The organism is Corynebacterium sp. MSK122 (assembly GCF_030229435.2).
Taxonomy (GTDB): domain Bacteria; phylum Actinomycetota; class Actinomycetes; order Mycobacteriales; family Mycobacteriaceae; genus Corynebacterium; species Corynebacterium marquesiae.
The window spans coordinates 63,870-84,645 of the sequence record NZ_JASPHV020000009.1; the positions used below are offsets into that span (position 1 = coordinate 63,870).

The following is a 20,776-nucleotide window of genomic DNA, read 5'->3' on the forward strand; positions in this document are numbered from 1 at the left end:
AAATGACGCCCCCGCGAAGAGACGCCATTATATTAAGGAATGGATCAGGAACTAAGCGCTTTTCACCGTGCGCTTGGTCCAGCGGTAGATGAACGTCAGCGCGACGATAAAGAGAATCACGCCGACGATGGTGGCAGACGTGCCGCCCTCGAAGATTTCCAGCGGACTATCGCCCCCGGCAGCGGCGATGATGCCGGCATTGACCACGCCAAAGAGGGACTCGCCCACGATGAGGCCGGTGGCCAAGAGGGTGCCCATGCGCTTGGCAAATTCCGGACGGGACTGCTTTGCAGCCCACTTGTCATAGAAGGTGCCCAAGATGGCGCCAATCGGAATGACGATGGTCAGCGCGGCCGGCAGGTACATGCCCATGCCTACCGCCAGCGGGGAGAGCGAGTACTTATCGGTAAATTTGCGCAGCAATTCGTCAACAATAATTAGGACAGCGCCGATGGCCATGCCAATAAAGATGAGGTTCCAGTCCAGCGAGCTATCGAAGATGCCGGAGGCAACGGAGGACATCAGGGCGGCCTGCGGGGCGGCCAAGGCGTCTTCGCCGGCGCCTTCCATACCTTGGAAGCCGAAGCCATTGAGCATGACCTGCAGGATCGGCGGGATAACGAGAGAGCCGAAGACCACGCCGATAATGAGCGCTACCTGCTGCTTCCACGGAGTAGCGCCAACGAGCTGACCGGTCTTGAGGTCCTGCAGATTGTCATTGGAAATGGTGGCTATGCCAAAGACGATGGCCGCGGTGAAGAGCGTGTAGGCCACCAAAGACAAAGGATCCGCAGTGGTGCCGCGGGTGACGGCCGCGATGAGCAGCGAGGCAGCGAGCACGGCGATGATGCCGATGGAGGAAATTGGCGAGTTAGACGCACCAATCAGGCCGGCCATGTAGCCGCACACGGAGGCGATAATCAGGCCTACCAACAGGGTGAAGAGGACGGAGACGGTAATGAGCACGGCCATGTGGTCGTGAATATCAGTACCGCGCACAAAGTCCCACAACAGCAATGCGATAGGCACCATGAACGCCACGATGGTGGTGGCGACATAGGGGAAGGGAATATCGCGCTCGGTGACGTCCACGACGGAACCGGACTTGCGCGCACGCGAGGAGGCCAGGGACTGGCGGATGCCCACAGCAATGGGAGCGGCGATCTTCAGCAGGGTCCAAATGGCGGCAATGGCCATGGTGCCCACGCCGATGAAGCGGATGTCATCGGAGAAAGTGGTATCGACGACGTCGGCAAGCGCGGTGGCGCCCGTAATATCGCCGGTGGTGAAAATGGGCAGCAAAATGAAGTAGGAAATCACCACGCCGACCAGCATGGCAATGCCTACCGGCAGACCCACCAAGTGGCCGACGCCGATAAGCGCGGTGGACAGGCTGGTGCCCAGGGTGGTCGCGCCGGCGCCGAGCTTGAAATAAGCGATGACCTCGGAGGCGGCGGCCTTCATTGCGGCCAGCAGCGCCATGACGGCCGAGGTAATGCCGCCGGCGACGATGACGCGCAGGCCCTTGGCATTTTCTTCCTGGCTGGTGCCGGAAGCATTCTCATCGCCCACCTTGAGGACCTCGGCCGCGGCCACGCCCTCCGGGTAGGGCAGATCGGAGCCGGTCACCAAAGCGCGACGCAGCGGGATGGAATACATCACGCCCAGCACGCCGCCGATGATGCACACGCCGGCCGTCTGCAGAAAGCCAAAGCCCTGCCAGTACCCCACCATCACCAGGCCCGGGAGGACGAAGATGATGGCGGACAGGGTGCCCGCAGCAGAGGCAATGGTCTGCACAATGTTGTTTTCTTTAATGTTGTGACCCTTGAACCGGCGCAGCACCGCCATAGAAATCACGGCGGCAGGGATGGAGGTAGCAAAGGTCAAGCCCACCTTCAGGCCTAAGTACACATTGGCAGCGGTGAAGATGAGGGTAATCAGGCCACCGATGATAATGCCGCGCAGAGTCAGCTCGGGCAGGGAGGCCTTGGAACCTGCGGCGGATGATGCGTTCGCCATGCCAGGTCCTTTCTATTCTCGGCTATGAAAGTTTCTCGTTTCACCCTGCGTAGCAAACCGCGGCCTGCCACGTCCGTTTCTGTCTGTTTGACGCCGGTTTCTTCCCGGAATAGGGTCCGAACGGACAAAATCCGCACAGGGTGGAATGAATAAATTTTAGTTCACCACCCCAGCGTTTTCCTATTCCGGTTGCTCTATAGCTTGGGGCGGGCGGGTACCGTAGAGAACATGACTGTACTTAATGAAAGCATTCGCAACGATCGCGAGACCATTTTCCGCCAGCTCAGCGAGCTCGTGGCCTTTAACTCCGTCCATGACGAGGAAGGCCTGGAGGACCAGACCAAGGGCGCGAGCCAGTGGGTTAAGTCCGCACTGGAAGAAGCCGGAGTGAGCGTGGAAACCATCACCACGGCCGATGGCTCCACCGCCATCTTGGGTGAGCGCAAGGGCGATGAAGGCGCCAAGACGGTGCTGCTCTACTCCCACTATGACGTGGTGCCGGCCGGCAACCGCGAGGCTTGGAAATCCGATCCGTTCACTCTTACCGAGCGCGAGGCCGCCGATGGCTCCACCCGCTGGTATGGCCGCGGCGCCGCCGACTGCAAGGGCAATGTGGCCATGCACTTGGCCGCTCTGCGTGCGGTGGACAATAACGGCGGCACCAAGGTGAACCTGAAGTACCTCATCGAGGGCTCCGAGGAGCGCGGTGGCGAGGGTTTGTCCCAGCTCATCAAGGACCGCCCGGAGCTTTTTGCTGCCGACGCCATCCTCATCGCCGATGCGGGCAACGCCGCTGTGGGCCAGCCGACCTTGACCACGTCCCTGCGCGGCGGCGCGCAGATTGGCGTGCAGGTCGATACCTTGGCCTCCGCCGTGCACTCCGGCCAGTTTGGCGGCGCGGCACCGGATGCCGCTAAGGCGCTGATGCGCGCCATCGACTCCCTGTCCGATGAGTACGGCCGCACCGTTATCGACGGCGTGGATACCACCGCCGAGTGGTCCGGCCAGGAGTACTCGGCCGAGGCCTTCCGCGCCGACGCGCAGCTGCTGGAGGGCACCAAGATCATGGGCGAAGACGACCCGGCCGGTGCCACCTCGGTGGCCAACATGGTCTGGTCCCGCCCGGCCATTACCGTGACCGGCTTTACTTCGACCCCTGTGTCTGAGGCTGTCAACGCCGTGCCCGCCACCGCTACCGCGCAGCTCAACTTGCGCGTTCCGGCCGGTGCCGATGCCGCCGCGATTGCCGACGCCGTCTGCGATCACCTCCGCGCCCACACCCCATGGGGCGCCCACGTTAAGGCCGAGGTGCTGGAATCCAACGCCGGCTTTGCCACCGATCCTGAAAAGCCAGCCGCTGCCCTGCTGGGCGAGTGCCTGTCTGAGGCTTATGGCAAGGAAACGGCCGCACAGGGCATGGGCGGCTCCATTCCGCTGACCACGGAGCTGCAGGAAGCTCACCCCAACGCGGAGATCGCTCTCTACGGCGTGGAGGAGCCAAAGTGCACCATCCACTCCGCCAATGAGTCCGTCGACCCCACCGAGATCGAAAACATCGCCGCCGCGGAAGCACTCTTCTTGCAGCGCTATTCCTAAGGCTTGCGCCCCCTAGCCCAGCCTGGGCCCTACCTACCGCCGCGGCACTGCGGCATACCCTGCTCCTTGGGGAGCGGGGTTTCTTTATGCCGCAAAACAGCAGCATATAATACAGTGCCAAAAATAATTCTTTCAAAGCCGTAGAAAAGCCGGTAAAATAGCAAAACGTTGGCCCCGCGCTCGGCCATGTTGCTTGCACTATGCCACCGCGGCGTACTCAGCGGCGTGCGGCTCGTGAATGTTCTCGTCTCTCATTAGTTGTGATGCTCGTGGTATTCGCGGCAGCGGGGCAAGAGAACGTGACACAACCAAAAGGAGCGCAGTAACCAACGTGCTAATACTCCTGGGTACTCTCATCGCCGCCACCGTGGTAGCACCGCTGCTCATCATGCGAATGGGTCGCCCGGCATTTGGAATTTTGGCCTTAGTCCCCGGCGCAGGCTTTGTGTGGACGCTCATGCACTTTTTGCGCGGCACCTTCGCAGACGGTGGCGCAGTTGATCACACTGTGGAATGGATGCCGTCCGCGAACCTAAGTTTTGACCTCCGCTTAGACGGACTAGGCGCGCTATTTAGCCTCATCATCTTGGGCATGGGCGCGTTGGTATTGGTCTACTGCTGGGGCTATTTCGACGGCACGCGGCGCCGCTTGGCCATGTTCGCGGCGCAAATGGTGGGCTTTGCCACCGCCATGTTTGGTCTAGTGGCCGCGGACAATTTCCTTCTCATGTACGTGTTCTGGGAGATTACCTCCCTGCTGTCTTATCTCTTGGTTAGCTACTATGCGGAACGAGCCTCCTCCCGCCGCGCGGCACAGCAGGCGCTGATGGTCACCGCTCTGGGCGGGCTGACCATGCTCATGGGCATTATCTTGCTCGGACGGCAAACTGGGGCGTGGACCTTTAGTGATATCTCCGCCTATGAGAACTTTGCGCAGACGCCCTATGTCACGGTGGCCATCGTGCTTATCTTGGCGGGCGCACTAACAAAGTCTGCAATTGCACCGGCGCACTTTTGGCTCCCCGGCGCGATGGCGGCACCGACTCCAGTCTCCGCTTATCTCCACTCCGCCGCGATGGTTAAGGCCGGCATCTATCTAATCGGGCGCCTGGCGCCCTCAATGTATGAGGTGGCCACTTGGCACGTGGTGGTTATCTCCCTAGGCGTATTTACCATGCTGCTCGGCGGCTGGATGGCGCTCAAGCAGCGCGACCTGAAGCTGATTTTGGCTTATGGCACCGTCTCCCAGCTAGGGTTTATCACCTCCATCATGGCCGTAGGCTCGCGGGAAGCCATGCAGGCCGGTCTCGCGCTGACCTTTGCACACTCGCTATTTAAGGCGGCGCTTTTTATGGTCGTCGGCGCTATCGATCACTGCTCAGGCACGAGGGATATCACCAAGCTATCCGGATTGGGGCGCAAAGAACCATTCCTCTTCGGTATTGCAATCATTTCCGGGTTCTCCATGGCCGGCGTCCCACCTCTATTTGGCTTCGTGGCCAAAGAGGCCGTGCTGGAAGCCACCATGCACGAGGAGCTCTTGGTCGGCATGCCACGCAATATGATGCTTGTGGCCTATGTCCTCGGTTCTATCCTCACGATGGCCTATACGCTGCGCTTTTTGTGGGGTGCCTTTGCCACCAAGAAGGAGGTCAATGGAACGGAGCCGGCAGAGGCCGTCGCCAAGATGCATCCCGTAACTATGGGATTATGGCTCTCTCCTGCCCTGCTCACTGCCCTAACCGTGGCACTTGGTGTGTTCCCCAAGCCTTTATCGGCAGCCTTTGACCAGCACCTCGACTCCACCTTCGCCCCGAAGGAGCATAGCGAACTAGCCCTGTGGCATGGACTTACCGTGGCACTCGGCCTCTCCGCACTCGTTATCGTGGGCGGTATTATTATGCACTGGCAACGCCAGGTCCTGGTCAAGTGGCAATTCGCCTACCCTGCGCTGGGCAATGCGGATGATGCCTATGATTCGGTCATCGCTCTTTTGCGCCAGCTCTCGCTGCGCACGACGGCAACCACGCAGCGCGGCTCCCTGCAGCTGAACTTGACGGTTATCTTTGCCACATTGATGCTGCTGCCACTGGCTATGATCATCAAGGGTGATCTCACCGATATCCGCATGATTGTGGCGGAAAATCCTTGGCAGATCGTCGCCGCCTTCATCATCATGGTGGCCGCCGTAGCCGCCACGGTCACCGATAATCGTTTATCAGCCGTGATCATCGTCGGGGTGACTGGCTATACCCTCGCCTTCATCTTCGCTCTGCACGGTGCGCCGGACTTGGCGCTGACGCAGCTGCTGACTGAGACCATCGTAATGGTTCTTTTCATGCTGGTTCTTCGCCGCATGCCGGCCTCCACCGAGTGGAAGCAGGACCCCAAGATGGGGCGCCTGCGCGCGTGGCTTTCCGTGGGCACAGGCCTTACCGTCACCGTGGTGGCGATGTTTGCTATTAACGCACGTCAGTCTAAGCCCATCTCCGAGTTCATGCCGGATCTGGCCAAAGAGATTGGACACGGCGCCAATGCTGTCAACGTCTTGCTAGTGGACTTGCGCGCCTGGGATACCTTTGGCGAAATCACGGTGATCATCATCGCCGCACTGGGCGTGGTCTCTCTGATTTATCGCACCCAATCCTTCGGCCGCGAAAGCCGCCGTCCCACCCTGCGGGTTACCGGCCGGCGGTGGCTGGCCGCCGGGGTGGAATCAGAGCAAGCACTCAACCGCTCGCTGATGATCGATGTCTCCACGCGCGTGCTCTTTCCGTCCATGGTCGCACTGTCCTTCTACTTCTTCTTCGCCGGCCACAATGCCCCTGGCGGCGGCTTTGCCGGCGGCCTCGTCGCAGCGCTAGCACTCATCTTGCGCTACCTGGCTGGTGGGCGCGCGGAGCTGGAAGAAACCCTGCCTATTGATGCCGGCCGCACCATGGGCACCGGTCTCTTGCTGTCCGCACTGGCCACGGTGACCCCGATGTTCTTTGGACACCCGCCGCTTACCAGCGGATACACCTCGCCGGAGATTCCGCTCATCGGCAAGGTTTCACTGCCTTCAGCGTTGGTCTTTGACGCAGGTGTCTACCTCATCGTCGTGGGGCTCACGCTCTACATCCTCAATTCCTTGGGCGCCAAACTGGATGAGGAAGAGGATATGCGTAAGCAACGCGCCCGCGATCGCGCTCGCTCGCTGGCCCGGCAGCAACGCCAACGCACCGCCAAGCAAAAGGCGCAACGGGCCCAGCGCAAGGAAAAGAAACGAGCCGCTACAGCAAGCACAACCGCCACCACAGGGAAGGAGAAATAAATGGAAGCCAACCTCTTCCTCCTCTTGGCCGCCGGTGTGCTCGTAGCCGCGGGCGTCTACCTACTCCTAGACCGCGCCATGACCAAAATGCTGCTTGGCCTGTTGCTTTTGGGCAATGGCGCTAACCTCTTCTTACTGCAGTCCGGCGGTTCAGCCGGTTCCCCGCCTATCGATGGCCGCGAGTCGGAGCCTTACGGCGCCGAGATTGCGGATCCACTGGCGCAGGCAATGATTCTGACCGCCATCGTCATTTCCATGGCGTTGACGGCTTTCATACTCACCTTGGCATACCGGCAGTACCGCTACCGTACAGACGATGTCATTGAAGATGACGCGGAAGATACCGCAATTGCCGCCAAGGCCGCACGCCCCGGCAATGCGGCCGCCAGCCCGGACCACGATGCGTCCAATGATCCGACTACGGGCCGCGCCACCAAGCAAGGCGATAATTTCGGCCCCGCATCTTTCGAGGAACCAGTAAAGGGAGCCCACGATGAGTGAGACCGTACAGCCGCTTGTCGATGTCCTCTTTCCCTACATCGGCTACCTCATTCCGCTGCCGATTATCATCCCCGCAGTGGCCGCAGCACTCGCATTGATTTTTTGCCGCACGCCCAATGCGCAGCGCCAGATCGTGTTTTTCTCGCTGCTCCTTACCGCAGTAGTTAATGCCCTTCTCATCCTCATCGCGGATTTTGAAGGCATCCAAACCCTGCAGGTAGGAGGTTGGGACGCCCCGGTGGGCATCACGCTCGTGGCGGATCGCCTCTCTGCGGTCATGCTCTTTACTTCCTCCGTAGTGCTGTTTTCTGTCATTTGGTACGCCATTTCCCAGGGCGTGCGCGATGGCACAAAGGACGAGCCGGTGGCCGTATTCCTGCCCACCTACATGCTGCTGACCATGGGCGTTAATATCTCCTTTTTGGCCGGCGATCTCTTCAACCTCTACGTGGGATTCGAGGTCTTCCTCGTGGCGTCCTATGTGCTGTTGACCCTAGGTGCCTCAGCCGGTCGAGTTCGCGCCGGCGTGGGCTACGTGATGGTGTCCATGGCTTCGTCAATGATCTTCTTGCTCGCGTTGGGGTATGTGTATTCCTCTGTGGGCACGATGAACATGGCTCAGATCGGCCAGCGCATGCAGGATATTCCAGAAGGAACTCGTACCGCCATCTTTGCCACTCTGCTCGTCGCCTTTGGTATTAAAGCCGCCGTGGTGCCGCTGGACGCCTGGCTGCCGGACTCCTATCCCACGGCCCCTTCACTAGTCACGGCCGTCTTCGCCGGCCTACTGACCAAGGTGGGTGTCTACGCCATCATCCGCGCCCGCACTTCCATTTTCACTGCCGGGGGACTCGATACCGTGCTCATGTGGATAGCCCTCGCCACGATGCTGGTAGGTATTTTGGGCGCCATCGCGCAATCCGATATTAAGCGCCTATTGTCTTTCACCCTGGTCAGCCACATTGGCTACATGATCTTCGGCGTCTCGTTGGGAACCGCACAGGGGCTATCCGGCGCCATCTTCTACGCCGTACACCACATTCTGGTCCAGACTGCGCTGTTCCTGGTGGTCGGACTGGTCGAGCGCCAGGCCGGAACGTCTTCGCTGCGCCGTTTGGGCTCGCTAATGTATTCTGCCCCGCTCATCGGAATCTTGTATTTCATCCCTGCCATTAACCTGGGCGGCATCCCGCCATTCTCCGGTTTCCTGGGCAAGGTCATCCTGCTGCAAGCCGGTGCGAATGAAGGCTCCTGGATGGCGTGGGTACTCATCGTCGGTGCCATAGTCACCTCGCTGCTTACGCTCTACGTCATGATGTTGGTGTGGGCCAAGGGCTTTCAACGCGACCGCGCCGATGCCCCAGAAGGCAACGTGGCGCTCGCCCGCCCAGCCCCGCTTTCCGATATCACCGATGAGGTGGAATTTTCTTCTCGCCAGGATGTAGGCAGGGTACCCTTTGGCATGATCGCCTCTACGACCCTGCTGGTGGCAGCGTCTACGTCCATTACCTTCTTGGCCGGACCGATTTCCGGTATCACCTCACGCGCGGCCGAATCCGCGCAGGATACGTCCATTTACCAGTACGCGGTACTGGGCGACCGCGCGGATGACCCCACCCGCCACCTCAACCAGAAGGAGCGCTACACCGGCGGCGCTGATTCCTATAAGAATCGCCGCAACCCTTCCCCGGAGGTGGAGCCGCCGGATTCAGCGGGTTTGGATGCCCGCACCGACCCGGAAGCCGGTGGACGCGATGCGCATTCCACCGGCGTAAAGTCCCCGGATGCCGCCAAGAGGAAGGATATTAGCGATGACTAACACGCGCTTTTCCGGCCTGCGCCACCGCTTCCGCCCGTGGTTCATCGTCTGGCTGGTAATCATGTGGTGCATGCTCATGGGCGAGGTCACCGTGGGCAACCTGGTGGCTGGGTTTATCATCGGCGTCGTCATTGTCTTTGCCCTGCCGCTTCCTGCTATGCCCATTGCCGGCATTGACGTCTCTTGGGGCAAGCTCATTGCATTCATGATCCGCTGGTTCTGGGAGTTGTTCTACGCCTCGCTCAAAGTGGGCTGGCTGGCCGTGCGCCCGCAGCCGGTGCCCAAGACCGCCATCTTAGAGCTGCCCATGCGCTTGGATAATGAGTTTGCTATCTCTTTGGCGGTGACGCTGTACAACCTGCAGCCGGGTGGCACGGTGACCGATATCGACATTGCAAACCGTATGATTACCGTCCATATCTTGGATGCCCGCGATGAGGAACAAATCCAGCGCGAAATCAATGCTGTAGCCCGTTTGGAGGCCTCATTCATCGACATCTTTGAAAGGAGCCACCCCTAATGGATCCCCAGATCTATAACGCAATTTTGCTGGTGGCCGCCGCGCTGCTGGTCGTCTCTTTCCTTATTACCGTCTGGCGCATCATCACCGGGCCCAATTCACTGGACCGTTTGGTGGGTATGGATGGTTTTACCGCAATGTTCCAGTGTGCACTTGCTACCTACATGTGCTGGTCGCTCAATACCACGGTGGTCTCAGCCATGCTGGTCATCGCGCTGCTGGGATTCATCTCCACCGTATCCGTCACCAGGTTTAGGAAGAGGGATAATCAATGAGCTGGTCTTTTATCGCAGATGTGCTCTCGCTCATCCTGATCATCGGCGGCAGCCTCCTCACCTTAGCCGCGGCCATCGGCGTCGCCCGGTTCAAGGACACGATGTCGCGCGTTCACGCGGTGAGCAAGCCACAGACCACCGGTCTTATCCTCACCATGCTGGGCGCGTTTATCCGCATCACGGGCGCGGAATCCTTCAGCGTAGCCGAGCGCGGGGATTTAGGAATACTGGTTTTGCTGGTACTGTTTGCCATGTTCACTAGCCCGGTAACCGCACAGCGCACCTCGCGTATTGCACGCCGTGAGGGTCTGTACGGCACCGAGGAAACCATGTCCCGCAACGACCGACCCGCCGCGAAGTCGCTGCGCCGAAAGTAGGAGACGCTTTTCACCGTGAAAAAGCTTTATGGGCTTCCCACTATGGTGACTGTGCTCGCCGCTCTTATCGGCGTCATCGTCTACCGCTTTAGTATCTACGATGGCAATAGCGCCTTTGTGTGGCGCGTTCCCCTGGATCTGAAGATTTATTGGCTCGCCGGCGGTGAGGTAGCCGAGGGCGCGGATCTCTACGATAACGCCTACATCGGCGACCTGCCTTTTACCTATCCGCCCTTTTCCGGCACTCTTTTCACGTGGCTTTCCAGGCTTGCCGACGCCCCCTTGATCCTCCTCTGGCAGGGCGGCATCGCCCTCGCCTTGTTCACGGTTATTATGCTGGTCCTGCGCGAGCGTGGACTCAAGCTTTCCCCGGCAATGTGGCTGCTGGGCCTTTTGCTGCTGTGCTGTACCCCGGCGAATGAGCCGGTGCACGGCACCTTATTCTTTGGCCAGATCAACATCTTTTTGATGCTGCTGGTGGCCTTGGACATCCTCCCGCGCAAGCACGCTTTGCCGGGCATCGGCATCGGTTTGGCCGCGGGTATGAAGCTCACCCCGGCCTATATGGGGCTGGTCTTGCTCTTCCAGAAGCGCTGGTGGCAAGCGATCATCGCTATCCTTACCTTCGCGGTGACCGTTGCCATTGGTTTCGTGACGATTCCGGATGCCGCTGATTTCTGGACCGACGCTATCTTTAAGTCCTCCCGCGTGGGCGAGCACACCAACCCAGGTGCGCAGTCCATTCGCTCGGTGATGGTCCGCGCATGGGGCATCGATGGCGGCTGGATCTGGCTCGCCGCCGTGGTCGTGGTCTTCATTTTGACCTGCCTGGCGCTGCGTACCGCGATGAAGCACCGTAATAACTCGGCGGCGCTGGCGCTCGCCGGTATCAGTTCCTGCTTGGTCTCGCCCTTCTCTTGGTATCACCACTGGGTGTGGACGGTGCCGCTGGCTATCGTGGTGATGGTCTCGGTCAACCAGGCGCTGGGCAAGCGCCTGACCGGTTTCCTCGGTGCGCAGTTGTCAGGGCTGGTTTCTGTGCTCGCAATGTGCGCCGTAACGATGCCGTTTATTTCTGCAGCCGTGTGGCTTTCTGCGGCCAGCCGCTCGCTCAATCACTGGGATTTGCAGCCGTGGGGCATGCTGGCTTTCACCGGCGCCGGTGTCCTGTATATCGCCTTCTACGCGGTGTGGGGCTTCATCCCTGGCACCCAGCCGGCCGAGGAAACGACCGCCCCTGGTAACCCCCAGCAGCTCGCGCAACCTTCTGTCGCGCAACCCGCTGCCGCCGCGACCGCGGCCCGACGAGCGCGCTCTTTGAGCACCGAGTCTACGACCCGTGGTGGTCAATCACAGGCAACGCACACTATCAGCGATGAGACAGCAGAAATGCCCGCGGTGGGCCCCGAAACGCGCGCTTTTCCTGCGTCCCAGGACATCACCGATATCCCCGATACCCCGGCCTACGGTCGCCATTCGCGCTCCGAGGACTAGCCCCGGGCCCCGCCTGACCGCCGCTTTAGAGCGGGCGGAAGGTGTGCAACTCGCGGCAGGTCTCCTCCACTACCTTGCGCCAGCTGCCGGTCTCTTCGAAAAGGCGGCGTTGCCGTTCATAGCCGGCACCATTATCGATAATTTCATAGATGAGCTTTAACTCGTTAACACATCCCAGCTCGCGCGCGATGGGGGTTAGCTCTTCCACCATCTCCGCCAGCTCGTCCTTGACCCAGGCCTCATCGGTCTCGCGGGAGGTAATCACCAGCGCGTCCATGCCGTAGCGGGCACCGCGCCATTTATTTTCTGCTACGTGCCAGGGCTGCAGTATGGGGAGGGGCTCCGCGGCGTCGATAAGCCGGTCGTAATAGACCACCAAGCAATGGGTGAGCGCCACGATGGCGGAGAGCTCGCGCAGGTTGGACGTCGCATCAGAGACGCGCACCTCCACCGTGCCCCACTTGGACGCCGGCCGAATATCAAAGTGCATGGAACCGGTGTGGTTAATAACGCCGGAAATGGCTTGGTCGCGCATATAGGACTGCCACTCGGCCCAATCACGGAATTGATACGGCATGCCTGCGGTGGGCAGCTGCTGATACAGCATGGTGCGGTTGGAGGCATAACCGGTATCGAGGCCCTCCCACCCAGGCGAGCACGCAGAAATGGCCAGCAGGTGGGGGTACTTGGTCATCAGCGCATTGATGATGGGCCATACGCGGTCCTCATGGCTAAGGCCCACGTGCACGTGCGTGCCCCATAGCAGCATCTGCTTGCCCCAGTACTGAGTGCGCGCGATGATTTCCTGATAGCTCGGCTTATCCGAAAGCGGGTTCTCGCGGAAGTCCGTAAACGGGTGGCCGCCGGAGGCCCAGACGTCTACGCCCAGCTTATCGGCTGCTTCTTCCACTGCCTTCAGGGAAGTGTTCAGGTCAGCGATGGCTTCCGGCACGGTATGGCAGATGCCAGTGACCAGCTCCACCGTGTTCTGGAGGAATTCCTTTTCCAGATGGATCTCGGGGTGGGCTGCAGTGGCGAGGTCAATGAGCTCTGCGCCGCGCGGGACAAGGTCGCGCGTGTCGCGGTCCACGAGCGCCACCTCCCATTCCACGCCGAGTGTTGGTTCGGGAGAGCGGGCGAATTGTTCTGCCGGGATCTTCACCCATTCAGCTTAACGGGTGACAGGTATTAAGGCGGGGATTTTATTTAAGCTGTTCGCACCGGCGGACCTGCGGGCGAGGAAAAGTTCAGATCACAAAAGTCCAAGGCATCCGGCCGAAGAACTATGGTGCTTGTTCTTCGGCCGGAGGGCCTTGGACTTTAAGTCAGGTGCGTGGCTTGCTTAGGCCTGCGGAACCGCTAGGGCCACGACGACGGCGCCGTCATCGGTGGCTTCCTTTGGCAGGTCGCGGTTCATGGGGGCGACATCGGCCTGGTAGCGGGCGGCTACCTCCTTGGCCAGCGCCTCAGCAGAGGCGTCGCCCTCGGGGAAGAAGACGGTGGTCTTCGGGACGGTAAGGACGTCGCCAGGCAGGTTGCCCACGTAGCCAACCTTGAAGCCGCCACCCTTGAGAGAATCGGCTTCCTTCTTGGCCTTATCTACCTCGCCGGAGTTATTGAGGACGCTGACCTTAATATCATTGCGGTCACGCGCGGCGGAGTGGGCGTTTTCCTCGCCTGCGGCGGCATCTCCCTCGGCCGCGGCTCCCTCATCGGCAGCGCCGTAAGCGGCCGAGTCGCCTGCGGCATCGCCTTCACCTGGGGCGGGCGCCGGTGCGGGGGCAGGGGCGCTAGCGCCTTCGGAAGCGCCAGGGGCACGGGAGCCTGCGGCGTCGGGGCCGGCAGATCCTTCGGGCGCGGCACCGATGGTGGAACCGGTGGAATTTTCCTGCGTGCTCTCAGACGCCACGGTGGAGTCATCGTCGCCTGAGGTCATGGAGTACAAAGCCCAGAGTCCGAGCATAACGGCCACGGCGATAAGGACCATCGCCAGGCCGCGCAGCGGGAGGCCGCCCTTTTTAGCGTGCGCGCCACCACCAGCGGGGCGCTTAGCTGCACGGGAAGCGGACGCACCGTCAGCAGAGCCGGCGCGGGTTTCGTCGGATACCTTGTCGGTCGAATTTTCCGGATTCACATTAGTCACATACGCAACACTAGTACTCAGGATTAACTATCTGGGATATTTCCCCGCGCGGCGCGCCGCGTGTCTTCTCGCTCCTCGCGCAGGCGCCGCAACCGTGCAACCAGGAGGGGATGGGATTGGGCGGCCGCGGGGGCGTCGAGAAGCAGGTTAAGGCGCTGATGATAGCGCACCGGGGAGATGTCCAGTTGCGCGCGGATAGCCTCTTCCTTGCGGCCGATGCTACGCGGCGCGGTTTCCTCGAAGTCCAAAATGGCGGCGTCTAGGTCAGACAAGGGGTTCATGCCTAAACTGTAAGGCATGACTATTCGCCCCATCGTTATCCACGGCGAGACCGTGCTTCACGAACCCACCCAACCGGTGGAAGAATCCGAGATTTCCACCCCGGAAATGCAGCAGCTCATCGCGGACATGTATGAAACCATGGATGCCGCCCATGGCGTAGGCCTGGCCGCTAACCAGGTAGGAATTGGCAAGCGCCTCTTTGTCTACCACTGCCCCGATACGGATGGCCCCAATGGCACCGAGCTGCCGTCCGAAAAGGCAGGCATGCGCAAGGGCTGCGTTATTAACCCCGTGCTGGAGACCTCCGAGATTCCAGAGACCATGCCTGCCGACGACGGCTCCGATGACGAAGGCTGCCTCTCCGTTCCTGGCGAGGGCTTTCCCACCGGCCGCGCCGACTGGGCGCGCGTGACCGGCAAGGACGAAAACGGCAACGACATCTCCGTCGAAGGCTATGGTTTCTTCGCCCGCTGCCTGCAGCACGAGACCGGCCACCTCGATGGCTTCCTCTACACCGATACCCTCATTGGCCGCTATAAGCGCCAGGCCAAGAAGGCCATTAAGCGCCACGGTTGGACCGAGCCGGGGTACTCCTGGGTACCGGGCGAGGACGCCGATCCCTTCGGCCACGACGACTAATGTCACGTATTTTCCGCTCCGATGCCGTCCAGGTGGGCGAGCGCGTGGTGGCCCGGCGCGATTTCGGCGATGTACATAGCGATGTCATCGGGCATGTGCTCAGCCTCAATCCGCTGGTCATTCGCCCACAAGAGGTCGGCGGTTACCCTTCCGACCTAGATGCGGTGGAGATCCCGCCGGAGCAGCTGAAGATCATCAAACGGCTCTCCCCGCGCATGGTCCGCAACTCCGACATCCGCGCAGTGGAGGTTGCCGCGGCCGCGGCTTCCCCCGGCACGGAGCACGCTTGGACCAGCGACGGTTCCTGGCTCATGCGCGCCGGCGATGGGGTTACTGGCCGCTCCAACTCGGCCGTTCCCCTGGGCCCTTCCGCGGGCTTTACCCCGGTGCCGCTGGAAGAGATTAAGGCCTTCTACGCCCGCCACAACCTCCCGGTGCGCCTGGTGGTTCCAGAGCGCATTGGCAAGCCGGCCGAACGCCTGCTCGCCGACCCCGCCTGGGAGACCGAGCCGGAGGTCCTCGCCATGGTCCTGCGGGATCTGCCCACGCTTGCCGACGCCCCCTCTACCTCCCCCACCTTCCACATCGCCGCCCAGCCCGATGACGAGTGGCTGGCGATGTATCAATCGCGCACCGATGCCCTTCCTGCCGAGGCGGTGCAGAGCCTTGGCGCTCACGTCGAGGGAATGCTCGGCTTTGGCCGCCTAGTCCTCGATGGCGAGACCGTCGCCATCGCCCGCGGCATCCTGAGCGAATCTGGCGATGACACCACGTGGCTGGGTCTTTCTTCCATCGAAGTGGCCAAGGACTTCCGGCGCTGCGGATACGGCACGCTCACGCTCCAGCACCTGCTGCGCTGGGGCCGCGATAATGGCGCGGAGCATGCCTACCTCACCGTGCCGGCTTCCAATACCGCAGGAGTGCGGCTGGCTGAGAAGCTCGGCTTCATCGAGCAACACCGCCGCATCTACGCCTGCCTGCGGGGCTAAGTTCCGCGCTGCGGACTTCCGGTCTGGGCGGTGAGCCTTATGGGACTGCCCGCTGACCTCGCTGCAGCGGGCAGGTACTGTATGTGGCATGCGCATCGCCACGTGGAATATTAACTCCGTTCGCACCCGCATACAGCGGGCGCTGGACCTTATCTCCAAGCACGACATCGACGTTTTGTGTTTGCAGGAAACTAAGGTGAAAGACGATAAGTTTCCACGCGAGGCCTTCGAGGACGCGGGCCTACACGTCACGTGCCACGGGCTCAACCAGTGGAACGGCGTGGCCATTGTGTCCAAGGAAGAGCCGGAGGAGGTCTTTGTAGGCTTTCCGGGCCAGCCGGGCTTTGCCAAGGATCCGGAAAAGCCGCAGGACCGTGAGGCCCGAGCACTCGGGGCCCGCATCCGTGGCGTAGAAATCTGGTCACTCTACGTGCCCAACGGCCGCGAGATCACGGACCGCCACTATGACTACAAGCTGGACTTTCTCTATCACTTGGCGCACTATGCGGAAAATCATGCGCAGTCCAAACTGCTCATGACCGGTGATTTCAATATTGCCCCGCGCGATGAAGACGTATGGGATATAGAGGCCTTCCGCGGCAAGACGCATGTCACCGAGCCAGAACGCGCCGCATTGCAAATGCTGGAAGAGGCCGGGCTCGAAGAAGTTACCCGCCGGTTCACAGAGGATCAGCGCTATACCTACTTCGATTACAAGGGCATGCGCTTCCAAAAGAACGAAGGCATGCGCATCGATTTCCAGTTGGCTTCAGCCCCACTTGCTCAACACGTAACCGGCGCACAGGTAGACCTGGTTGAGCGTGCCGGCGATAAAACTTCCGATCACTGCCCGCTTCTCGCAGATTACGATCTGCCCGATTTCGATTCCGTGAAATAGATGTCTTGGTCGCTTGATCTCAGTTTTTGGCAGCTCGTATTCCTGATCCTGGATTACGGGATCAAGATCGTTGCCGTCGGCTTCGTGCCCGAGGGCCGCCGGCCTTCCAGCTCCACCGCGTGGCTGCTGGCAATTCTGGTACTGCCGTTTATCGGCCTGCCGCTGTTTTTGCTCATGGGCTCGCCGTATATCAACCGGCGTCGCCACCGCATCCAGCAAGAAGCCAATGAGAAGATTGAAAGTGTCACGGCCCGCACCCCGGACCATCCGCAGGGCATCCTTTCGGCGGAAATAGAGTCGGTCATCCGGCTCAACCGCGAGCTAACCGGATTCCCGGCGTTGGTGGGCCACAATCTTGGTCTACACGCGGATTATGACGAGTCCATTCGCGCCATCGCAGCCGCCATTGACCGCGCCGAGAAGTACGTGTCCATCGAGATCTACATCCAGTCCTGGGATGAGGTCACGGACGTATTCTTCGAGTCGCTGCGCAGGGCTACCGCCCGCGGCGTAAAGGTGCGGCTGCTGCTGGATCAGATCGGCAGTTTTAAGTACAAGGGCTATTTCAAGCTGGGCAAGCAGCTAACAGAGATAGGCGTGGACTGGCATCTCATGCTGCCTATTCAGATACACAAAGGCCGTTTCCGGCGTCCGGACCTGCGCAACCACCGCAAGCTGGTGATCATCGATGGCAAGGTGGGATTTATCGGCTCGCTGAATATGATTAAGCGCCAGTACAAAACCAAAGATCGCTACTGGATTGACTACATGGTGGAGCTCTCCGGGCCAATTGTAACTTCTATGTCTGCAGTCTTCGCCGTGGATTGGTACCTCGAGGCAGAAGAGAATCTTCCGCTCGATGAGCTGCCTTATGATGACGCCCAGACTGCCGACGCCAACCACCTCCAAATAATCCCCTCCGGCCCTGGTTATACCACTGAGCCAAACCTGCGCATGTTCAACTCCTTGGTGCACCACGCTAAGGACCGGCTAGTTTTGTGCTCGCCCTACTTCGTCCCGGATGAATCCCTACTGGAGGCTGTGACCACCGCCTGCTACCGCGGCGTGGACGTGGAACTTTATGTATCAGCAAAGGCGGACCAGTTTATGGTCAACCACGCCCAGTCCTCCTACTACCAAGCCCTGCTAGAGGCAGGCGTACACATCTACCAATTCCCCTACCCCTTTGTGCTGCACTCCAAGTTCATCATTACCGACCCGGACGATCCCGGCCGCGACCCGTTGTGCATGTTCGGCTCCTCCAATATGGACCCGCGCTCGTTCGGCCTGAACTATGAATCCACCATTTTGGTGGCCAAGGGCGACCTCATTGACCAATTCAACCAGCTCGTAGCCAATTACCGCACGGTGTGCCACGAGCTAACTTTGGAGGAGTGGAATGAGCGCGGCTTTATCCGCCGTTACGTGGATAATGTCATGCGCCTTACCTCCGCGCTGCAGTAGAGCGAACACGAACCATCACGACTGCAGCGAAGACAGCCTGGCAACAAGAAACCGCCCCGGCGGGCAGCGAATGAACTGCCGGCCGGAGCGGTGAAGCGTTATATGGGTGGGTATTTAGGCGTCGCGCTTTTGCAGCAAGAGGACACCGAGGACCCACAGGATAACGGCCCAGGCAATAAATACCAGGCAGAATCCCCAATTTTCCTTCCACGGAGCATCAACCGGTTCCATCTCCAGCAGCCACGACTGGAAAGACTTAAACGGCATGTAGTTGACCAGCTTGCTGCCGACCTTGGGGATGGTGGCCACGAGATTGTCCACGCCGAGGAAGAGGATGAGGCCAATGGCCACGGAGCCAGCCGTCGAGCGCAGCAGCAGGCCTAGGCCTTGCGAGAAGAGGACGAGCAGCGCGGCAGCCAGTGGGTACTTCCACAGCTGCTTTTGGCCCATCTCATCGTCCCAAGGGTGGAATTCCGCGGCTACCTCATCGTGGGCAAAAAGCTCGGTCAGTAGGTAGGCGCCCGCCACGGCGATAAAGGTCAGCGCGGCCGCAATAACCGCGTACATGAGCAGCTTGACCAAGGCCACCGACCAGCGGCGCGGGGTAGCCATAAACGTGATGGTCTGCGTGCCATAGCGGTACTCGGTGGTCACGATCATGATGGCTTGGATCATGAGCACGGGCAGGCCGAGGAACAATAGGAAGGACACCGCGCCATCCGAGGTGATAATCCCCATGCCCATCGCTGCCTCTTCAGGGGTTTCTGCCGGCTTAGTCAAGCGAGCATTGAGGATGGCCCAACCCCAGGCAAAGAAGAGAAAGATGAAGGTGGTCCACCAGAAGGAGCGGGTGGTGTGCAGCTTGGTCCATTCGGACTTCAAGGTATTCAGCATGGCGAATTAAACCTCCTGCTGGGTGGGTCGAGCGAACGGAGTGGCGGCGCCAGCGGTTCCGGGGGTGGGGGCGCCGGTGGAGCCGTGGTACTGGACGGCGTCGCCAGTAAGCTCCATGAAAGCATCCTCGAGGGAGGCGCTCTTGAGGCTGAGCTCATTAAGCGGCACACCGGTGGAGTAGGCCAGCTGACCTACGAAATCCGTGGTCTGGTTGGCAATCACCAAACGGGGGCGGCCTTCCTCGTCGGTGGACTCGGTAAAGGAGATTCCCTCGGCGCGCAGAGCAGAGCCAAAGGCATCGAGGTGATCGGAGCGCACCAGCACGGAGGACTGCGAGTGGTTCTTCACAAAGTCATAGGTGGGCTGGTCCGCTACCAAACGGCCCTTACCAATGACCACGAGATGGTCGGCGGTTTGGGACATCTCCGAAAGCAGGTGGGAAGAAATCAAAATGGTGCGGCCCTCATTGGCTAGGGCGCGCACAAGCTGGCGGACCCAGCGAATGCCCTCCGGATCGAGGCCGTTGACCGGCTCATCCAAAATGAGGATGCCCGGGTCACCGAGCAGCGCGCCGGCTAGGCCTAAGCGCTGGCCCATGCCGAGGGAGAAGCCACCGACCTTCTTACCGGCGACGTCGGAAAGCCCTACCAGCCCCAGGACCTCATCAACGCGGGAAGTAGAAATGCCATTGGACTGCGCAATCCATTTCAGGTGGTTGGCGGCGCTGCGATTGCGGTGCACCGCCTTAGCGTCGAGCAAGGCGCCTACCTCACGCAGGGGTTGTTTGAGCTCGTGGTAGTGCTTGCCGTTGATGCGCGCCTTGCCGGCCGTCGGCGTGTCCAAGCCCAAAATCATGCGCATGGTGGTGGATTTGCCCGCGCCATTGGGGCCCAGGAACCCGGTGACCATGCCGGGTTTTACCTGAAAGGTGAGATCATCAACGGCGCGGACAGACTTATATTGTTTAGTCAGTCCTTCTACTTCGATCATGGCACTAGCGTGCCATAAATCCGGCAACTTTACCTGTTCAATGCCTCCACACTCTCCCGCAGGGCGGGAAAGGCATGGCGGAAGGCGGCCAGAAGGGGGAGACTTTCTACCTCCTCAAAAGGCACCCAGCGCAGCTCATAGGACTCTTCATTAGCTGTAGTAGGAAGCGGTGCGCCAGTACGCGTGCGTGCTAGGACGGTGGTATAGGTCCACTCCCCCGGCAGATCCCCCGCCGCGGGATAGGGCCCGGCCGTTACTCGCGCATCGAGCACCTCCACATCTTGGGGCGCAATCGCGCATTCTTCATGGGTTTCACGCAGCGCGGCCTGGGTAGGCGTCTCCGTAAAATCACGGGCGCCACCCGGAATCCCCCAGGTATCGCCGTGATTGGTCCACGCGGCGCGGTGCTGGAGGAGCACCTTGCGCCCGGCGACGAGGAACAGGCCGGCGGCACCAAATTTTCCCCAGACGCGAATGCCGCCGGGGCCTGCCGCCCAGCCGTCTCCACTGTGAGGGTTATGCATGCTGCCTATCCTAGCCACACACGCGGGTATATGGTG

Annotated in this window: 19 protein-coding genes; 12 read left to right on the top strand and 7 right to left on the bottom strand. The window is 60.6% G+C overall.

Annotation, left to right across the window (positions count from 1 at the left end):
- Positions 1-51: 51 nt before the first annotated feature.
- Complete coding sequence (locus QP934_RS05540; protein WP_419127011.1) at positions 52-2,022, bottom strand: OPT family oligopeptide transporter; 1,971 nt, start codon at positions 2,020-2,022, stop codon at positions 52-54.
- A 228-nt stretch (positions 2,023-2,250) separates the two neighbouring features.
- On the opposite strand from QP934_RS05540, the gene QP934_RS05545 reads away from it, so the two are divergent.
- The 8 genes from QP934_RS05545 to QP934_RS05580 all read left to right on the top strand — a co-directional run bounded on the left by QP934_RS05545 (position 2,251) and on the right by QP934_RS05580 (position 11,917).
- A complete protein-coding gene (locus QP934_RS05545; RefSeq protein ID WP_419127012.1) occupies positions 2,251-3,618 on the top strand; it encodes a dipeptidase in 1,368 nt (455 codons plus the stop codon).
- 331 nt (positions 3,619-3,949) lie between these two features.
- Positions 3,950-6,931 carry a Na+/H+ antiporter subunit A gene (locus tag QP934_RS05550; RefSeq protein WP_419127013.1) on the top strand — a complete coding sequence of 994 codons (2,982 nt, stop codon included), beginning with the start codon at positions 3,950-3,952 and terminating at the stop codon, positions 6,929-6,931.
- Positions 6,932-7,432 carry a Na(+)/H(+) antiporter subunit C gene (locus QP934_RS05555; RefSeq protein ID WP_198492095.1) on the top strand — a complete coding sequence of 167 codons (501 nt, stop codon included), beginning with the start codon at positions 6,932-6,934 and terminating at the stop codon, positions 7,430-7,432.
- Positions 7,425-9,251: a Na+/H+ antiporter subunit D gene (locus QP934_RS05560; protein ID WP_349821071.1), complete on the top strand. Its 1,827-nt coding sequence runs from the start codon at positions 7,425-7,427 to the stop codon at positions 9,249-9,251. The genes QP934_RS05555 and QP934_RS05560 overlap by 8 nt, the downstream gene beginning before the upstream one ends.
- Positions 9,244-9,771, top strand: a complete 528-nt coding sequence (locus QP934_RS05565; RefSeq protein ID WP_349821070.1) for a Na+/H+ antiporter subunit E — start codon at positions 9,244-9,246, stop codon at positions 9,769-9,771. The genes QP934_RS05560 and QP934_RS05565 overlap by 8 nt, the downstream gene beginning before the upstream one ends.
- On the top strand, positions 9,771-10,046 hold the full coding sequence (locus QP934_RS05570) for a monovalent cation/H+ antiporter complex subunit F (RefSeq protein ID WP_086588236.1): 276 nt from the start codon (positions 9,771-9,773) through the stop codon (positions 10,044-10,046). Before QP934_RS05565 ends, QP934_RS05570 begins: the two co-directional genes overlap by 1 nt.
- On the top strand, positions 10,043-10,423 hold the full coding sequence (locus QP934_RS05575) for a monovalent cation/H(+) antiporter subunit G (protein WP_349821069.1): 381 nt from the start codon (positions 10,043-10,045) through the stop codon (positions 10,421-10,423). The genes QP934_RS05570 and QP934_RS05575 overlap by 4 nt, the downstream gene beginning before the upstream one ends.
- Positions 10,424-10,438: 15 nt before the next feature.
- The gene (locus QP934_RS05580; protein ID WP_349821068.1) at positions 10,439-11,917 is read left to right on the top strand and encodes a glycosyltransferase 87 family protein; all 1,479 of its coding nucleotides are present in this window, start codon (positions 10,439-10,441) and stop codon (positions 11,915-11,917) included.
- Between the two features lie 25 nt (positions 11,918-11,942).
- Here QP934_RS05580 and QP934_RS05585 read toward each other — a convergent pair whose 3' ends face one another.
- From QP934_RS05585 to QP934_RS05595, 3 genes are all read right to left on the bottom strand, one after another.
- Positions 11,943-13,079 carry a glutamate--cysteine ligase gene (locus tag QP934_RS05585; RefSeq protein WP_349821067.1) on the bottom strand — a complete coding sequence of 379 codons (1,137 nt, stop codon included), beginning with the start codon at positions 13,077-13,079 and terminating at the stop codon, positions 11,943-11,945.
- 180 nt (positions 13,080-13,259) lie between these two features.
- Positions 13,260-14,060, bottom strand: a complete 801-nt coding sequence (locus QP934_RS05590; RefSeq protein ID WP_419127014.1) for a LytR C-terminal domain-containing protein — start codon at positions 14,058-14,060, stop codon at positions 13,260-13,262.
- Positions 14,061-14,083: 23 nt separating this feature from the next.
- Positions 14,084-14,359, bottom strand: a complete 276-nt coding sequence (locus tag QP934_RS05595; protein ID WP_337887895.1) for a DUF3263 domain-containing protein — start codon at positions 14,357-14,359, stop codon at positions 14,084-14,086.
- Between QP934_RS05595 and QP934_RS05600 the strand changes: the two genes are divergently transcribed.
- The 4 genes from QP934_RS05600 (at position 14,358) to cls (ending at position 18,332) form a co-directional block, all read left to right on the top strand.
- Positions 14,358-14,981: a peptide deformylase gene (locus QP934_RS05600; protein WP_198492102.1), complete on the top strand. Its 624-nt coding sequence runs from the start codon at positions 14,358-14,360 to the stop codon at positions 14,979-14,981. The two genes, QP934_RS05595 and QP934_RS05600, sit on opposite strands and share 2 nt — an antisense overlap.
- On the top strand, positions 14,981-15,970 hold the full coding sequence (locus tag QP934_RS05605; RefSeq protein WP_419127015.1) for an N-acetyltransferase family protein: 990 nt from the start codon (positions 14,981-14,983) through the stop codon (positions 15,968-15,970). Before QP934_RS05600 ends, QP934_RS05605 begins: the two co-directional genes overlap by 1 nt.
- 88 nt (positions 15,971-16,058) lie before the next feature.
- On the top strand, positions 16,059-16,868 hold the full coding sequence (locus QP934_RS05610; protein ID WP_337888551.1) for an exodeoxyribonuclease III: 810 nt from the start codon (positions 16,059-16,061) through the stop codon (positions 16,866-16,868).
- Positions 16,869-18,332 carry a cardiolipin synthase gene (gene cls, locus QP934_RS05615; protein ID WP_419127016.1) on the top strand — a complete coding sequence of 488 codons (1,464 nt, stop codon included), beginning with the start codon at positions 16,869-16,871 and terminating at the stop codon, positions 18,330-18,332.
- Positions 18,333-18,446: 114 nt separating this feature from the next.
- On the opposite strand, the gene QP934_RS05620 is transcribed toward cls, so the two are convergent.
- The 3 genes from QP934_RS05620 to QP934_RS05630 are packed head-to-tail and all read right to left on the bottom strand — an operon-like array spanning position 18,447 to position 20,740.
- Complete coding sequence (locus QP934_RS05620; protein ID WP_419127017.1) at positions 18,447-19,226, bottom strand: ABC transporter permease subunit; 780 nt, start codon at positions 19,224-19,226, stop codon at positions 18,447-18,449.
- A gap of 6 nt (positions 19,227-19,232) precedes the next feature.
- Positions 19,233-20,216, bottom strand: coding sequence for an ABC transporter ATP-binding protein (locus QP934_RS05625; RefSeq protein WP_419127018.1), 984 nt, complete (start codon positions 20,214-20,216; stop codon positions 19,233-19,235).
- Positions 20,217-20,245: 29 nt separating this feature from the next.
- A complete protein-coding gene (locus QP934_RS05630; protein WP_049377936.1) occupies positions 20,246-20,740 on the bottom strand; it encodes an NUDIX domain-containing protein in 495 nt (164 codons plus the stop codon).
- Positions 20,741-20,776 lie beyond the last annotated feature (36 nt).

Bases quoted from the DNA above. Each gene is read 5' to 3' on its own strand.
- QP934_RS05605 (WP_419127015.1), top strand. From the start codon at position 14,981: ATGTCACGTATTTTCCGCTCCGATGCCGTCCAGGTGGGCGAGCGCGTG.
- QP934_RS05575 (WP_349821069.1), top strand. From the start codon at position 10,043: ATGAGCTGGTCTTTTATCGCAGATGTGCTCTCGCTCATCCTGATCATC.
- QP934_RS05545 (WP_419127012.1), top strand. From the start codon at position 2,251: ATGACTGTACTTAATGAAAGCATTCGCAACGATCGCGAGACCATTTTC.
- QP934_RS05630 (WP_049377936.1), bottom strand. From the start codon at position 20,740: ATGCATAACCCTCACAGTGGAGACGGCTGGGCGGCAGGCCCCGGCGGC.
- QP934_RS05540 (WP_419127011.1), bottom strand. From the start codon at position 2,022: ATGGCGAACGCATCATCCGCCGCAGGTTCCAAGGCCTCCCTGCCCGAG.
- QP934_RS05560 (WP_349821071.1), top strand. From the start codon at position 7,425: ATGAGTGAGACCGTACAGCCGCTTGTCGATGTCCTCTTTCCCTACATC.
- QP934_RS05610 (WP_337888551.1), top strand. From the start codon at position 16,059: ATGCGCATCGCCACGTGGAATATTAACTCCGTTCGCACCCGCATACAG.
- QP934_RS05565 (WP_349821070.1), top strand. From the start codon at position 9,244: ATGACTAACACGCGCTTTTCCGGCCTGCGCCACCGCTTCCGCCCGTGG.
- QP934_RS05570 (WP_086588236.1), top strand. From the start codon at position 9,771: ATGGATCCCCAGATCTATAACGCAATTTTGCTGGTGGCCGCCGCGCTG.
- QP934_RS05620 (WP_419127017.1), bottom strand. From the start codon at position 19,226: ATGCTGAATACCTTGAAGTCCGAATGGACCAAGCTGCACACCACCCGC.
- QP934_RS05600 (WP_198492102.1), top strand. From the start codon at position 14,358: ATGACTATTCGCCCCATCGTTATCCACGGCGAGACCGTGCTTCACGAA.
- cls (WP_419127016.1), top strand. From the start codon at position 16,869: ATGTCTTGGTCGCTTGATCTCAGTTTTTGGCAGCTCGTATTCCTGATC.
- QP934_RS05625 (WP_419127018.1), bottom strand. From the start codon at position 20,216: ATGATCGAAGTAGAAGGACTGACTAAACAATATAAGTCTGTCCGCGCC.
- QP934_RS05555 (WP_198492095.1), top strand. From the start codon at position 6,932: ATGGAAGCCAACCTCTTCCTCCTCTTGGCCGCCGGTGTGCTCGTAGCC.
- QP934_RS05595 (WP_337887895.1), bottom strand. From the start codon at position 14,359: ATGCCTTACAGTTTAGGCATGAACCCCTTGTCTGACCTAGACGCCGCC.